Origin of the sequence: Bacillus sp. RC240, assembly GCF_044907945.1 — a bacterium.
Taxonomy (GTDB): domain Bacteria; phylum Bacillota; class Bacilli; order Bacillales; family Bacillaceae_G; genus Bacillus_A; species Bacillus_A mycoides.
The window spans coordinates 113,418-128,580 of record NZ_JBIYCT010000001.1 but is presented as its reverse complement, the minus strand read 5'-3'; the positions used below and the strand labels follow the sequence as shown (position 1 = coordinate 128,580).

Below are 15,163 nucleotides of genomic sequence, written 5' to 3'. Positions count from 1 at the left end.
ACAAGAAACGTATTTTTTGTACATTCCACCTACAAAGGAGAGTGTAAATTTGCTATATCCCAAAGCCGGGATGCATAGTAGCTTAAAGGTTATTCTTCGAATTTGTAACCTACTCGAATAACAGTGCCGATATGCTTCGCCTTATCTCCTAGCTTATTTCGCAGTTTTTTAATATGTGTATCAACCGTTCGGTCATCACCGTAGTAATCATATCCCCATAACTGATCTAATAAATGTTGACGTGACAACACAATTCCTTTGTTCTCCATTAAATAAACGAGAAGCTCAAACTCCTTATGTGTCAATATAATTTCTTCACCATCTACTAAAACTGTTCTAGATAGTCGATTCACTTCTATTCCAGCTAAAGACATAGTATTTTCTTCTGATACTCCTACTGCTCCATCCGCACGTTTCAATAACGTCTTTGCACGAGCTACTAACACTTTCGGACTAAAAGGTTTTGTTACATACTCATCTGCCCCTAGTTCAAAGCCTAGTAATGTATCATCCTCATCAGAACGTGCTGTCAGCATAATAATTGGTACCGCTGACTCTTTTCTAATTCGTCTACAAACAGACCAACCATCTATTTCTGGTAACATAATATCTAACATAATTAAATCAATTGTATGTTCAGCAAATAATTCTAGCGCTTTTTTTCCATCTTCCGCTTCGATTACTTCAAAGCCTTCATTACGAAAATAATCACTAACAATTTCACGTAATCTTCTTTCATCTTCAACAAGTAATACTGTTTTATTCATATAATCTATCCCGCCTTTTTACTCTTTCAATCGAATAATACGTTGATTGGAGCTTCCGCGAAATGGAAGTGTTAAATCTTTTTTCTCGATTTCAAATCTTCCATCGACTAAAACATCCCCATACTGTAACAACTCTATCATATCATTATTTCGAGAACTCTGTATCTCTTCTAACGTATAACCTGTATACATCCATAGATTTTTTTTCAAATCTTGCACAGCTTTTGCTACTTTTTTCACTTCAGCAGCTTGGAAGAATGGATCTCCACCTGAAAATGTTACATCTGTTAATGAATTACTTTCAATCTCTTTCACAATTTCTTCTACCGTCATTTCAGTTCCATTGCAAACATTCCAAGATTTCGGGTTATGGCATCCGAAACAACGATGCGGACAGCCCGCAAAAAACACGACTGTCCGCAACCCTTCTCCATCTACTACACTATCATGAATGATATTCATAACTTTCATTTATGCTTCACCCGATCCATCTCTTCACTACGTTTCGCACTATTCCACTTCGACATATCTCCTACAAGATAGCCCGTTATACGGCGAATTCTTTCTATATTAGCCTCATCTTCATTTCCACAGCTTGGACATTCATTCCCAATAACTCCGTGATAACTACAGCACTTACAACGATCAACAGGATGATTTATTGAACCGTACCCAACGCCATTCTCTGCCATCGCTTGCACAATTTGCTTTAATGCCTTTTTGTTATGCATAGCTGCTCCGTCTAGTTCAATATACGTAATATGTCCCCCGTTACATAGGGCATGGAAAGGTCCTTCTAAACGAATTTTATTTATCGCTTGAATGTTATAATAAACTGGAATATGGAATGAATTCGTATAGTAATTATGGTTCGTTATACCGCTAATCTCACCAAATTCTTCTCTATCTTTTTTCACAAACTTTCCTGATAACCCTTCTGCTGGCGTTGCAATTACAGAGAAATTGAGTTGATGTTCTTCCATCGCCTTATCCATTCTCTCTCTCATAAAGGAAATAATTTCATATCCAAGCTTCCACGATTCTTCATTTTCTCCATGATGCTTTCCAGTTAACGCTACTAAACATTCTGCAAGACCGATAAAACCAAGACTTAACGTCCCTTGTTTTAAAATCGGTGCCACAGCATCTTCAGGTTGTAACGTCTCTCCACCGCGCCATACACCTTGTGAATATAAGAACTGAAAATCTCTTGCTCTCTTTGTACATTGATAAGCAAATCTCTCTAATAATTGCTTAACGCCTAAATCTAAATAATAACTTAGCGCTTCAAAAAACGCTTCTTTTGAACCACTAATTAGCGCTAATTTCACTAAATTAATAGAAGTAAACGATAAATTCCCTCTTCCAATTGCTGTTTCTTCCCCATGTATATTAGACATAACACGAGTACGGCACCCCATATAACATACTTCACTTTCAGGTCGTCCATCATAGTGCACTGCATTAAACGGAGCATCTAAAAACGAAAAGTTAGGGAATAATCGCTCAGCGGTCGTTTCTAACGCTAATTCAAATAAATCATAGTTCGGATCACACTCTTCAAAGTTCACACCTTTTTTCATTTTGAAAATTTGAATAGGAAAAATCGGTGTTTCCCCTTTCCCAAGACCAGCTTGCGTTGCTTTTAACAGCTGCTTAATTAACAGTCTTCCTTCTTTCGATGTGTCTGTTCCGTAGTTAATAGAAATAAACGGTACTTGTCCCCCGCCCCTACTATGCATACTATTTGAATTATGAACGAAAGCCTCACACGCCTGATACGTATCATTTTCTGTTTCTTTCCATGCAAATTCCTCTATTTGTTCTTTCGTAAGCGGATATGACTGTAGTCGTTTTTTATGTCTCTTTACTGTTTTTCTCACATATGGAGCTAAATCAATATCAAAGAGTGCAAACGATTGACCACCGTGCTGCATATTTTGGTTCGCCTGAAAAATAATTGAAGAAAGCGCCAACGCACTTTTAATGTCTTGTGGTTGTCTCATATGTCCATGTCCAGTATGAAAACCGTTAGCTAGCATTTGCGCTAACGGAATTTGCGAACAAGTCGTCGTTCCTGTTGCATAAAAATCTAAATCATGTGGATATAATATATTTTGATCTATCGCTTTTTTCACTTGATCTGATAATAATTTTTCTACTGCATAATACTTTGCGCTCTCAGATGCGAACGTTCCCATTACCCCCATTGGAGATCGACCATCTACATTTGCATTTTCCTGCATTAAATCTTGTTCATTACCGTGGATAATTGTCTCAAATACTTTCATTAATTCTTCTCCACGTACATTTTGTTTCAACATTCATAACCCTCCACCAACATGTTGTTGTCTTTTGATTAAAATCATACAACATATAGTTCTTCTGTTCCTGTGAAAAATGTAACATTCCTGTGAAAGTTTTTTTAAAAATTAATGACTTTTTCATTTATAAAAAAGAAATGTGCTCTTTACAAATGTATGGTACAATAAATGGGAAAAACTCTTTTTACCCTTTATCAACACATTTGTATAAAGGAGACTGAACTCATGGTTATTACATATCTTTTATTTATCGTTGCCTATCTACTCGGTTCGATTCCATTTGCATTAGTCGTTGGAAAAATTGGTTATGGAATCGACATTCGTGAGCATGGAAGCGGTAATCTAGGCGGAACAAATACATTCCGTACATTAGGGAAAAAAGCAGGTTTTATCGTAACAATTGCTGACATTTTAAAAGGTACATTAGCAACAGGTCTACCGATTATTTTCGGGTCAGATATTCACCCACTATGGTTTGGATTAGCCGCTGTTCTTGGACATGTCTATCCGATCTTCGCAAAATTCCGCGGTGGGAAAGCAGTTGCAACTTCTGCTGGGGTGCTATTATGCTATTCACCAGTTGTTTTTGCAATATTAGCTGTTGTCTTTTTCAGCCTTTTATTTACAACAAGATACGTATCACTTTCTTCTATGATAACAGCTGTCGTTGCTGTTATTGCATCCATTGTTAGCGGGGATAAAATCTTCATTATTGCGATGTGTTTATTAGCAGGTATGGTTATTTATAAACACCGTGCAAATATCGGACGAATTATAAATAAAACTGAACCAAAAGCAAACTTTTCAAAAAAGCAAAAATAAGATCGTAACCCACATAACGCAAAAAGAAAACGTGAAGCATATTAATAGCGTCTTTTTGCGTTATTTTTTATACTAAAAGAAAAAGCAACATAATTTGGAGGAACTATACATGAATCTTTCCGTAACAAAAGAAGCAGCACAATGGTATAAAAACGAATTAAACTTACAATCGGGTGAAACAATACGCCTTTTCGTACAATACGGCGGTTGCAGTACTGTGCAAAAAGGACTTTCTTTAGGTATTCGTAAAGATGACCCTGCGCACCCTGCTGTTCAAACTCAAGAAGAAGGTATTAACTTCTTTATTGAAGGCGATGATGAGTGGTTCTTCGATGGACATAATTTATCTGTTACATTTAACGACGGTGATGATTTCCCTCAATTTAATTATGAAAAATAAAAAAGCGTGGCTTCTGCCACGCTTTTTTTATCCTGCTATTTGCGGGTAGTAAGACCCCCACTGATTAAAGTTTCACTTTATTTCTTTTTAATTTCCTCATATTTCGCATACCACTCAGGATATAATTTTTTAAATGATACAGGGCGGAACCCTTCTTTTTTCGCACAAATATTCGTCGTGCTTGCAGTAATACAAAGTTCGCCATCACCATTATAAATTTCATATCCATATACAACGCGGAGCGGGCTCACAGTATCAACCCACGTTTTCACAATAGCTTTTTCTCCATAACGCATCGCTTTACGATATGAAATTTGTAAGTCTAACACAGGAGAAATAATTCCCTCTTTCTCCATTTCAACATATGAAAATCCTAAATCTTGTATAAGTTTCGTGCGCCCTAGTTCAAGCCACACTAAATAGTTTGAATGGTAAACAACACCCATTTGATCTGTTTCCGCATAACGGATTTCAACTTCATGTTCTGCTACAAACATTTCTATTCGCCTTCTTTCACTTCTGTTCCCTTGCATACATTTAATCATAATACAGTGGAATCAAAAATAAAATAAAAACAGTGAATCTTTTACCGAAAGGGGCAAGCACATGATTCAAATTGTAACTGTTCGTAGCGGTGATAGCGTATATAGTTTAGCCTCAAAATATGGATCTACACCTGAAGAGATTGTAAAAGACAATGGACTAAATCCAGCCGAAACACTCGTTGTTGGTCAGGCACTTATCGTTAATACGAAAGGCAATAATTATTATGTACAGCCTGGCGACAGCCTTTATCGAATTTCTCAAACGTATAACGTTCCTCTCGCCAGTTTAGCTAAAGTTAATAACCTTTCATTAAAATCTATTCTCCATGTCGGACAGCAATTATATATACCGAAAGGAACAAAACGAGCAGTAGAATCCATTGCTTATTTACAACCTTCAACAATACCGATAAAAGAAAGTTTAGTAACTGCTACACGTGCTATCAACCCATTTTTAACATATTTAGCCTACTTTAGTTTTGAAGCAAAAAGAGACGGTACATTAAAAGAACCAACCGAAACAGCGAAAATCGCTAATATTGCAACGCAAGGTAAAACCATCCCTATGCTCGTTATTACAAATATCGAAAATGGAAATTTCAGTGCCGATCTGACCTCGGTTATTTTACGCGATGCAACAATTCAAAACAAGTTTATTACTAACATTTTGCAAACAGCTGAAAAATATGGCATGCGAGACATTCATTTCGATTTCGAGAGTGTGGCACCTGAAGATCGCGAAGCCTATAATCGTTTTTTACGAAATGTGAAAACACGCTTACCTAGCGGGTACACATTAAGTACAACGCTTGTACCGAAAACAAGTTCCAATCAAAAAGGGAAATTTTTTGAGGCTCACGATTATAAAGCACAAGGACAAATTGTTGATTTCGTCGTCATTATGACATACGACTGGGGTTGGCAAGGTGGCCCACCAATGGCGATTTCCCCTATTGGTCCTGTGAAAGAAGTACTTCAATATGCAAAATCTCAAATGCCTCCACAAAAAATTATGATGGGGCAAAATTTATATGGATTTGATTGGAAACTTCCGTTCAAACAAGGGAATCCACCCGCAAAAGCAGTTAGCTCTGTCGCAGCTGTTGCACTTGCTCGTAAATACAATGTTCCTATCCGCTATGATTTCACAGCCCAAGCTCCACATTTTAATTACTTTGATGAAAACGGCGTACAACACGAGGTTTGGTTTGAAGATTCGAGGTCTATTCAAAGTAAATTCAATTTAATGAAAGAACAAGGCATTGGCGGTATTAGCTATTGGAAGATTGGTCTACCATTCCCACAAAATTGGCGTTTACTCGTTGAAAACTTTACAATTACGAAAAAAGGCTGACGAAAGTCAGCTTTTTAAATATTTTTACAATATTATCCAAACGCACAAAAAGGAGAATGATGACATTCTCCTTTTTTTAACCGTTATCAACAATTGGTTGTTTGCCAGTTTGGTCTTGCATTTGCTTCCCTTTATTGCCACCAGCTTTTTTCGATTGTGTTCCAATTTGATTTGGTGCAAAGTCTTTTGAATTTTTTTTCGGATTACCCATTACTATCGCCTCCTTAACACTAGTATCGTACTAGTGTTAAGAATTATTCAGCCTGCTTAAAAAGTTTCATTTCATAACGTTTTTCAATTCGTTTTTCAATTCGATCCATTGCATCACGATCGCTTAATAATTGTTGTTTATTTTCATTTACAAGTTCTTCAAACGATCTACGGCGACTTCTTCTCATGTTGCTCACCCTTTCTTCAACGCTTTCTTATTACATAGTATGAGCAAATGAAAAACTCTTTAATCAGATTTGCAAGAAAATTTTATGTTTTGATAAAAAATCCCATGCGCATATATTGCACATGGGATTTTTTACACCATCATATTTAAATATTTTTTAATTTCTTCATCCGCATTTACTTTATTTGCTCTATATTCATCCAGCGCTCGTAATACAGAATCGTATTCTTCTACAATGTAGCTCTCTAGCTTCAAAATGTCCTCTACACTGTCAATCATAATTCTCGTGTTGCCAATCTCACTTTTCAATGCTGCCTCGTATGTTAAGCTCGTACAAATTTCTCTTACATCGTCTTCCATTTTTTCTGTTAACACATATTTCTTTCGCCCTTTGACCTTTAACCTTATAATTGGGTAAAAAGCTTTTATATCTAAATAACTCCCAACATTCATACAACGAATCCAATCAATATCACGTTTATTTCGTACAAGCATTTCTTTTACCGCTTCAAATACCGCTGTTTCATCAAGTACTTCCTTATTCGCTTTTCTTTTTCCTTCTTCTTCAACAGCTGCACATTTTTGATAAACAGCCGCACACGTAATACAGTCGTCAAATGCATTATGAGAACTTAAGCGAATTCCAAGCATTCGTTTTAACGTTTCAAGTTTATGATTAGGCGCATGCTTCATATATTTTTTCGCTAAAAACACAGTATCAATAACGTTATTTTTAGGCTCAGGTAGTCCAAGCATATTTACATTACTTTTAAAAAAACGCATATCAAAAGATGCATTATGAGCGACAATAACATTTGTATGTAAAAATGCTAAAAATAAAGGTAATACTTCTTCAATCGTCGGTGCATCTGAAACACGATAATTTGTAATACCTGTTAAACTTGTTATTCGGTCCGGAATTGAACGCTCTGGATTCACATACGAAACAAACTGATCTACTAGTTCATGATTGTGATATTTCACTGCTGCTACTTGAATAATTTTATCATTATAAGGGTTAAATCCTGTTGTTTCAAAATCAATTACAACATAATCTAACGGTAAGGATATATTCCCCACTCCAAATACACTCCTTTATCTCTAAACGTTTATATTTCTTTTATCATACCATGTAGCCATCACTACTTGAAAAAGAAAAGGCAGAAATGGCAACTCTCCACCTCTACCTTTTCACCGTTATTTTAATTTAGCAATCCTTTTCTCCATCTCTTTTTGAGTCATCGGTCCAATAAACTTATCTTGAATAACACCTTCTGTATCAATAAAATAAGAAGTTGGAATGGTAATTACTTTATACGCTGTTGTCACATCAATGTTCTTGTCCAATAAAATAGGAAAAGTAATTCCTTTTTCTTTAGCGAAGTTCCTTACCTTTTCTTCTCCCCCTCCTTTTTCTGAAGGAGTATAGTTTATAGCTAAAATTTCTACGTTTTCTTTATGTTCTTTATAAAAGGCCTCCATATCAGGCATTTCTTGCTGACAAGGCCCACACCACGTTGCCCAAAAGTTTAAAATAACTTTCTTTCCTTTTAAATTGGATAACTTTACATTCGTTCCATCTATCTTTGCTAATTCAAAATCTGGTGCGCTCTTTCCAATTTCAATACCGTTCCTTGCGAAAATCTCTTTCATAGCAGCTTCACTTTTGGCAGGCTTTTCTTGCATTACTTGATCCTCTTTACCAAACTGTTCATAAGCTGCATATCCCGCTAAACAAAGTAACACTACAATAATGGTAAGCTTCCGCCACATATTATATCACCCTTACGTGTTTATCTTCTTATTACATAATCACCAAAATACTATATACCTTATTTTAGCTTATACGGACAAGCTTGGAAATATTCACATTCGAAATAGTTAGAATATTTTCGGTTAAGATGAAATATTTACCTTTTTATCATATAATTAGAAATAAATACAAAACCTGCGAGGTGATATGTATTTTACAATTACTTATCAACCCTTTTACTTTTGTTTTCTTCACTTTACCGTTACTATGTATTTTTTTTAGCGCCTTACTATACAAATTCAAATGGGCTGTAATTATTATTTCTTTTACTGTTCCACTTATATTTTTCGTTATCGTCTCGGGATTTGATATACACCTCGCTTTACAAAACTTAGACGCTTGGATTGTTTATAGTGCTGTTTATTCTGTACTTTCCTACATAACGCCAGCGCTAATACGAAGAAAACTGCACATGTAGAACTTTCAAAAAGGGGGATTTTTATGAATCTATTTGAAAAAATACTATTATATATTCTTAGTTTTATATTTTCCCCAATCGGGATTATCACTTGGATCATCTCGCTCTTCAGTAAAGATCCTGAAAAAAAGCAAGTTGGGCGTATTTGTCTCTTTATCGCTTTAATCTCATTTATCCTTTTAGCCGGTCTCGGTATTCTTAGTTTCTTCACGATGACTACCACTACTATACAATAGTTATAGAAAGGATGATTATTTTGGGAGAACATCCTATAAGTAAAGAACTTCGCTATATACGAATATGTTTAGTTGTTTTAGTAATCGTTCTTTTATTTTTCAACGGTGAAAGAGTTGTTGAAATTTCTACAAATCATGATGCCGTAGAAAACGTTTCAACCAGTAATATGACACAGATTGCTGAAAATACATTTGCTATTCAAGAATATAATCCATCACTAAGTAGCGAACGTACGCTCAAAATTTTCAAATATAATCCGGATACAAATCAACTTACTCTAGTCAAAGAGTTTAGCACTAACGATACTGATTCTTATACGTATCAACTTAATAAGAGTGAATAAAGATAAGAGCGCTATATAGCTCTTATCTTTTTATTAGCATCTCTTTAAACAATGACTTACAATTTAATAATTCTCTAGGATCCCCACATTCCACAATAATTCCATTCTTCATGACAACAATCCGATCCGCTATCATCGCCCTCTCGACATCATGTGTCGTCACAATTCTCGTTACATTCTCCTCTAGCCCTTTAAGCATATTCCAAACCACTTCTTGATTGCTCAGATCTAATCCCGCAGTCGGTTCATCTAGAATAATGAGATTCGGATTTGATACAATCGCTCGCAATAATGCAAGACGCTTTCTCTCTCCTCCCGAAAACTCTTCACCGCTTTTATGTAGTACAGTCTGAATCCCTTTAGATAAACTCCTGATAATTGACTTCGCATTTACAAGTTCAATATTTTTTTCTAACTGTTTTTCTAAGACCCCTTCCCCAAAATACATATTCTCTTTTACTGTCGTTCGAAAAAAACGAGGTTCCTGCCATATAGTAGTCATACGAGCTTTATTACCGTAATAAGCAATACTACCAGTAGATGGTTTATATAAACCCGTGATTAATTTTAAAAGCGTCGTTTTTCCTGCACCACTTTCCCCCACAATAATAACGAGTTCACCGGGATTAATTTGCAAATGTATATTTTTAATTCTACATCTCTCTTCACCGTTCTCTTGAAATGAAACGTTTGTTAATTTCATTCCCATCGCTCTTTCTACATTTCTGTATTCAGCCGGTATATCTAAAAAGCCAAAAACTCGATTTGCCGAAGCAATAGCAACTTGTGTCATCATCAATAAATCACTCGCATAACGAACGGGGAAAAATAACATCTCAATTGTAGCTAATACCGCCACAAGCGAACCGACTTCCATATCCCCTTTTATTATTTTTTTTGCTCCTATAATAAGAACAACTATATATGCTCCTGTTTCTTTTACCGTTCCAACTATCCCAATACAATGTTGTATCATCGTCTTCTTTACTTCTGTTTTATAAGATTGTGCCGTCACTCCTTTAAACAAATGAATTGCCCATTTTTCTTTTTGTAAACTACGTAAATCTTGTATACCTTTTACAAACTGTGACATCATCTCTACAACACTTGATTGATTTTTTTGAGCAATACTTGCAATATTTCTTACTTTTCCCCCCATAAGCATTGGAACAATTGCACTTAAAAATAAAAACGGGGTTATCCACCATATGAACTGTACATCGATATGTTGTAGAGCTATGAACGCACCAATAAATTGTGCAATGGCGTGGATGTATTCTATTAATATAGATCCATATAACCTTACCCAATTCGGAATATCAGAAACGACTAATGTTTCTAACTCCCCTTGTTTTACCTTCTCACTTTCTTCAAACGGTAATAAGAAAAAATGACGTAATACATCTATACGCTTCTCTCGTAATATTCGCTGACTTACTTTTGAGCTTACATAATTAAATAACAGATTGTTCACCCACATCAAAAAGCGGCTCCCCGCAAACAAAGCAATATATACATACGTACCTTTTAACTCCCGCTGAATAAGGTTATCTACAATTAGCCCCATAAATAGCGGACGGGATAAATTTAAAATGGCAGCTACTATTCCGCTACAAATCGCACTAATTAGCAATAGCTTTTCTTGCAACAGCGGCAACATTATTCTTCTATACTCATTCATTGTCATTCCCCCAATTTTGCATAATAAAAGGAAAGGGATGAAACCAAGTGGTTTCATCCCTTTCCCTCTGTACATAAAGTAAGGAAGCTAACAAATGTTAGCTTCCTTATCATTTTCAATTATTTAGTTTGATACTTTAGACTCTTCGATTTTCGAACGAAGAACCATTTGCAAGATACCACCGTGACGGTAGTAGTCAATTTCAACTTCACTATCGAAACGAGCTACTACTTCAAATTGCTTCTCTTTTCCTTCTGCATTGATTGCAACTACTTTTACAAGATCACGTGGTCTAACCGTTTTGTCAATTTGAATTTCAAATGACTCGTCACCAACAAGACCTAATGTTTCAGCACTGTCGCCATCTTTAAATTGTAATGGTAATACGCCCATTAACACTAAGTTACTGCGGTGAATACGCTCGAAGCTTTCTGCGATTACTGCTTTAATACCTAATAAGTTTGTACCTTTCGCAGCCCAGTCACGAGAACTTCCCATACCGTAGTCTTTACCAGCAACAACTAGAAGGCCTGTGCCATCTTCTTTATATTTCATCGCAGCATCATAGATAGATGTTACTTCACCAGTTGGCCAATATGTTGTATATCCGCCTTCTGTTCCTGGTGCGATTTGGTTTTTAATACGGATGTTTGCAAATGTACCACGCATCATAACTTCATGGTTACCACGACGAGAACCGTAAGAGTTAAAGTCGACTGGTTGTACGCCGTTTTCTAGTAAATAACGTCCAGCTGGCGTGTGCTTACCAATTGAACCTGCTGGTGAAATGTGGTCTGTTGTTACAGAATCACCAAATTTACCAACTATGCGTAAACCTGATAACGTTTCAACTTCACCTGGCTCTTTAGATAATCCTTCGAAGAACGGTGGGTTTTGAATGTATGTTGAATCATTATCCCAAGTATATAAAGCTTCATTTGAAGTTTGGATTTCATTCCAGCGCTCATTGCTGTTAAATACTTGTGCATATTCTTTTTTGAACAATTCAGATGTAACAACACTTTGAACTACATCTTCAATTTCTTTAGCTGATGGCCAAATATCATTAAAGTAAACAGCATTACCATTTACATCTTTACCGATTTCATCATTTTTCAGGTCAATATCAACAGTACCTGCAAGTGCATATGCCACAACAAGTGGTGGTGATGCTAAGTAGTTTGCTTTTACAAGTGGATGAATACGACCTTCAAAGTTACGGTTACCAGATAGAACAGATGTTACTAATAAATCATTTGCTGCGATTGCTTCTTCTAATTCCTCTGCTAATGGACCAGAGTTACCGATACAAGTCGTACAGCCGTAACCAACTGTTTGGAAACCTAATTGATCTAAATACGTTGTTAAACCAGACTTATCTAAGTACTCTGTAACAACTTTAGATCCTGGTGCTAACGATGTTTTTACGTAACCAGGTACTTTAAGTCCTTTTTCAATTGCTTTCTTCGCAACTAACCCTGCTCCAATTAACACGTACGGATTTGACGTATTTGTACAGCTTGTAATTGCAGCGATTGCAATTCCACCTGTTTTCATCGTTACTTCTTGATCTTTCAATGTAACTTTCACTTCTTTATCAAACTCTTGCTCATTGAATCCAAGTCCTTGTGTTCCAACTGGTGCTACAACAGCTTTATGGAACTCCTCTTTCATATCTGAAAGCGGGATTAAATCTTGCGGACGTTTCGGTCCAGAAAGGTTAGATTCGATTGTATTTAAATCAATTTCAACAAGATCAGTATAGATTGGATCTTTACTATCTGCTGTATAGAATAAACCGTTTGCTTTACAATATTCTTCAACAACGCGAATTTGCTCTTCATCTCTACCTGTTAAACGTAAGTATTCTAATGAAATGTCGTCGATTGGGAAGAATCCACAAGTTGCACCGTATTCTGGTGCCATATTTGAAATTGTTGCGCGGTCAGCTAAAGGCATGCTCTTTAGTCCATTACCGAAGAACTCAACAAATTTACCAACTACACCTTTTTGACGTAACACTTGTGTTACTTTTAATGCAACGTCAGTTGCTGTTGTACCACTTGGAAGTGTACCAGTTAATTTCACACCGATTACTTCAGGTACTGGGAAATATGAAGGCTGTCCAAGCATTCCTGCTTCTGCTTCAATACCACCAACGCCCCATCCAAGAACACCGATACCATTAATCATTGTTGTATGTGAGTCTGTTCCAACTAATGAATCTGGGTATGCAACTAAGTCACCTTCAGCATTTTTCACCGCATGAACAACCGGTGCTAAATATTCAAGATTTACTTGGTGTACAATACCTGTTGCTGGTGGAACTGCACGGTAGTTATCAAATGATTTCTGTGCCCAGCTTAAAAATTTATAACGTTCTTCATTACGTTTAAACTCTAAGTCCATGTTGAATGCAAGCGAGTCTGCCGTACCCGCTCTATCAACCTGTACAGAGTGGTCAATTACAAGGTCTACAGTAATTTCAGGATTAATTTTGTCAGGATCCCCACCCATGTCTGCCATTGCTTTACGAAGCGAAGCCAAATCTACAACAGCTGGAACACCTGTGAAGTCTTGTAAGATTACGCGAGATGGTTTAAACGGAACATCGATATCTTGAACATCTTTCGTTCCCCATTTCGCTAAATTTGTAACGTGTTCTTCTGTAATTACGCGTCCGTCTACTTGACGAAGTACAGATTCAAGTAAAACTTTCACGGAATATGGTAATTGAGATACGTTGCCAACCCCTGCGTTTTCAAGCGCTTTCAATTGATAATAATGATACGTCTTTCCATCTAGTTCAAAAGTTGCACGTGATTGAAATGGATTATGTTTGACCATTATGTTTCCCCCCTGTTAAACGTGACTAATTTGTCTGAATATAAAATGTAGACAAACTTTTCAATACCTTACGATAATATCTTATTACAACTTTCTAAATAAGTAAATAATAAGAAACTTATGGATTATAATAAGTTTTCTTTATCTTTCTAAATTTGAATAGTGTCCATGCTCCTTATAAATACTATTATTGTAAAGTAAAGCACTCTACTTTACGTTCATATATGTTATGAACAACTCATGATTTATCTATAAAAAATATTATAGAGGTGAGAAAAAATGGGTAAACGAAAAGCAAATCATACTATTTCAGGAATGAATGCTGCATCCGCACAAGGACAAGGAACTGGTTATAACGAAGAGTTCGCAAATGAACCTTTAACTCCGGCAGAGCGACAAAATAATAAAAAACGAAAAAAGAATCAGTAACGAAAAATCCCAAAAGGTATACCTTTTGGGATTTTCTCTAATGTTTATAACGTAACAACTCCGAAACTGTTACAAATCGATAACCCTGCTTTTTCAGCTCAGGTAAAATTTTTGCTAATGCCGCCACTGTTTGACTACGATCACTTCCTCCATCGTGCAACAGTACAATATCTCCACTTTTAGCATTTTTCACAACATGATTTACTATGGATTCTGTACCTGGATTCGCCCAATCACGAGGGTCTTGATGCCATGACCATAGAACAATTTGATACCCAGCTTTTTTTGCCGTAGTAAATACAGCATCATTAATATATCCACCTGGCGGACGGAACAATAAAGGTTCTTTCACCCATTTTTCAAAATATTTCTTTCCATTTAAAATATCATGTTCTAATTTTTCATCTGATGAATTACTCGCATACAAATGATTCATCGTATGATTTCCGATTTCATGCCCTTCTTTCAACACTCGCTTTACTAAGTACGGATTACGCTGAACTCGAAAGCCAATCATAAAAAAAGTCGCTTCCGCTTTATATTGACGTAATAACTCTAATACTTGCGGTGTATAAGTTGGGTCCGGTCCATCATCAAATGTAATTGCGATAATTTTTTCATTATTTGGTACTTCCCATGTTACATAGCCAGTTGGCTCTAGCTCTTTTCTTAACAACATTTTAGCTTCCACTTTGTCCACTTGAAATATATGTACTGCACAAATTAAAGAAAAAATTGATAGAATAATTTTTCGTTTCAGCATAGTAGCACTAAAAGTAATGAGAT

Annotated in this window: 17 protein-coding genes; 6 read left to right on the top strand and 11 right to left on the bottom strand. The window is 36.0% G+C overall.

Features of this window, described 5'->3' with window-relative positions; translation table 11 throughout:
- Nucleotides 1-89 precede the first annotated feature (89 nt).
- From ABH955_RS00675 to ABH955_RS00665, 3 genes are read right to left on the bottom strand one after another with little or no spacing between them, the layout of a single operon-like run.
- Nucleotides 90-767: a response regulator transcription factor gene (locus ABH955_RS00675; RefSeq protein WP_002087776.1), complete on the bottom strand. Its 678-nt coding sequence runs from the start codon at nucleotides 765-767 to the stop codon at nucleotides 90-92.
- An 18-nt stretch (nucleotides 768-785) separates the two neighbouring features.
- Nucleotides 786-1,238, bottom strand: a complete 453-nt coding sequence (gene nrdG / locus ABH955_RS00670) for an anaerobic ribonucleoside-triphosphate reductase activating protein (protein WP_016092073.1) — start codon at nucleotides 1,236-1,238, stop codon at nucleotides 786-788.
- Nucleotides 1,235-3,091: an anaerobic ribonucleoside triphosphate reductase gene (locus ABH955_RS00665; protein WP_113936075.1), complete on the bottom strand. Its 1,857-nt coding sequence runs from the start codon at nucleotides 3,089-3,091 to the stop codon at nucleotides 1,235-1,237. Before ABH955_RS00665 ends, nrdG begins: the two co-directional genes overlap by 4 nt.
- 225 nt (nucleotides 3,092-3,316) lie before the next feature.
- Here ABH955_RS00665 and plsY point away from each other — a divergent pair, with 225 nt between their 5' ends.
- Entirely contained in the window at nucleotides 3,317-3,913 is a 597-nt protein-coding gene (gene plsY, locus ABH955_RS00660; protein ID WP_002014306.1) for a glycerol-3-phosphate 1-O-acyltransferase PlsY, read from the top strand.
- A 109-nt stretch (nucleotides 3,914-4,022) separates the two neighbouring features.
- Nucleotides 4,023-4,313, top strand: coding sequence for a HesB/YadR/YfhF family protein (locus tag ABH955_RS00655; RefSeq protein WP_404456579.1), 291 nt, complete (start codon nucleotides 4,023-4,025; stop codon nucleotides 4,311-4,313).
- Nucleotides 4,314-4,390: 77 nt separating this feature from the next.
- On the opposite strand, the gene ABH955_RS00650 is transcribed toward ABH955_RS00655, so the two are convergent.
- Nucleotides 4,391-4,810 (bottom strand): acyl-CoA thioesterase, encoded by a 420-nt coding sequence (locus ABH955_RS00650; RefSeq protein WP_000495812.1) that lies wholly within the window; start codon nucleotides 4,808-4,810, stop codon nucleotides 4,391-4,393.
- A gap of 109 nt (nucleotides 4,811-4,919) precedes the next feature.
- On the opposite strand from ABH955_RS00650, the gene ABH955_RS00645 reads away from it, so the two are divergent.
- Nucleotides 4,920-6,212, top strand: a complete 1,293-nt coding sequence (locus ABH955_RS00645; protein ID WP_002014302.1) for a glycoside hydrolase family 18 protein — start codon at nucleotides 4,920-4,922, stop codon at nucleotides 6,210-6,212.
- A gap of 76 nt (nucleotides 6,213-6,288) precedes the next feature.
- Here the strand turns inward: ABH955_RS00645 and sspN are convergent, their stop codons facing one another.
- The 4 genes from sspN to ABH955_RS00625 all read right to left on the bottom strand — a co-directional run bounded on the left by sspN (nucleotide 6,289) and on the right by ABH955_RS00625 (nucleotide 8,382).
- Nucleotides 6,289-6,423, bottom strand: coding sequence for an acid-soluble spore protein SspN (gene sspN, locus ABH955_RS00640; RefSeq protein WP_000527988.1), 135 nt, complete (start codon nucleotides 6,421-6,423; stop codon nucleotides 6,289-6,291).
- A 43-nt stretch (nucleotides 6,424-6,466) separates the two neighbouring features.
- Complete coding sequence (locus ABH955_RS00635; protein WP_002014298.1) at nucleotides 6,467-6,610, bottom strand: FbpB family small basic protein; 144 nt, start codon at nucleotides 6,608-6,610, stop codon at nucleotides 6,467-6,469.
- A gap of 131 nt (nucleotides 6,611-6,741) precedes the next feature.
- Complete coding sequence (locus ABH955_RS00630) at nucleotides 6,742-7,689, bottom strand: 3'-5' exonuclease (protein ID WP_404490793.1); 948 nt, start codon at nucleotides 7,687-7,689, stop codon at nucleotides 6,742-6,744.
- Nucleotides 7,690-7,806: 117 nt separating this feature from the next.
- Nucleotides 7,807-8,382, bottom strand: coding sequence for a TlpA family protein disulfide reductase (locus ABH955_RS00625; protein WP_002128499.1), 576 nt, complete (start codon nucleotides 8,380-8,382; stop codon nucleotides 7,807-7,809).
- Nucleotides 8,383-8,863: 481 nt separating this feature from the next.
- Between ABH955_RS00625 and ABH955_RS00620 the strand changes: the two genes are divergently transcribed.
- Nucleotides 8,864-9,076: a hypothetical protein gene (locus ABH955_RS00620; protein WP_002033553.1), complete on the top strand. Its 213-nt coding sequence runs from the start codon at nucleotides 8,864-8,866 to the stop codon at nucleotides 9,074-9,076.
- 11 nt (nucleotides 9,077-9,087) lie between these two features.
- Complete coding sequence (locus tag ABH955_RS00615) at nucleotides 9,088-9,420, top strand: YmzC family protein (RefSeq protein ID WP_080784617.1); 333 nt, start codon at nucleotides 9,088-9,090, stop codon at nucleotides 9,418-9,420.
- Nucleotides 9,421-9,442: 22 nt separating this feature from the next.
- On the opposite strand, the gene ABH955_RS00610 is transcribed toward ABH955_RS00615, so the two are convergent.
- Nucleotides 9,443-11,158 (bottom strand): ABC transporter ATP-binding protein, encoded by a 1,716-nt coding sequence (locus ABH955_RS00610; protein ID WP_404456574.1) that lies wholly within the window; start codon nucleotides 11,156-11,158, stop codon nucleotides 9,443-9,445.
- A 66-nt stretch (nucleotides 11,159-11,224) separates the two neighbouring features.
- Complete coding sequence (acnA, locus tag ABH955_RS00605) at nucleotides 11,225-13,948, bottom strand: aconitate hydratase AcnA (RefSeq protein WP_404456572.1); 2,724 nt, start codon at nucleotides 13,946-13,948, stop codon at nucleotides 11,225-11,227.
- Nucleotides 13,949-14,227: 279 nt separating this feature from the next.
- Here acnA and sspO point away from each other — a divergent pair, with 279 nt between their 5' ends.
- A complete protein-coding gene (sspO, locus tag ABH955_RS00600) occupies nucleotides 14,228-14,377 on the top strand; it encodes an acid-soluble spore protein SspO (protein ID WP_000518057.1) in 150 nt (49 codons plus the stop codon).
- Nucleotides 14,378-14,414: 37 nt separating this feature from the next.
- Here the strand turns inward: sspO and pdaB are convergent, their stop codons facing one another.
- On the bottom strand, nucleotides 14,415-15,140 hold the full coding sequence (gene pdaB, locus ABH955_RS00595) for a polysaccharide deacetylase family sporulation protein PdaB (protein ID WP_404456570.1): 726 nt from the start codon (nucleotides 15,138-15,140) through the stop codon (nucleotides 14,415-14,417).
- Between the last annotated feature and the right edge of the window lie 23 nt (nucleotides 15,141-15,163).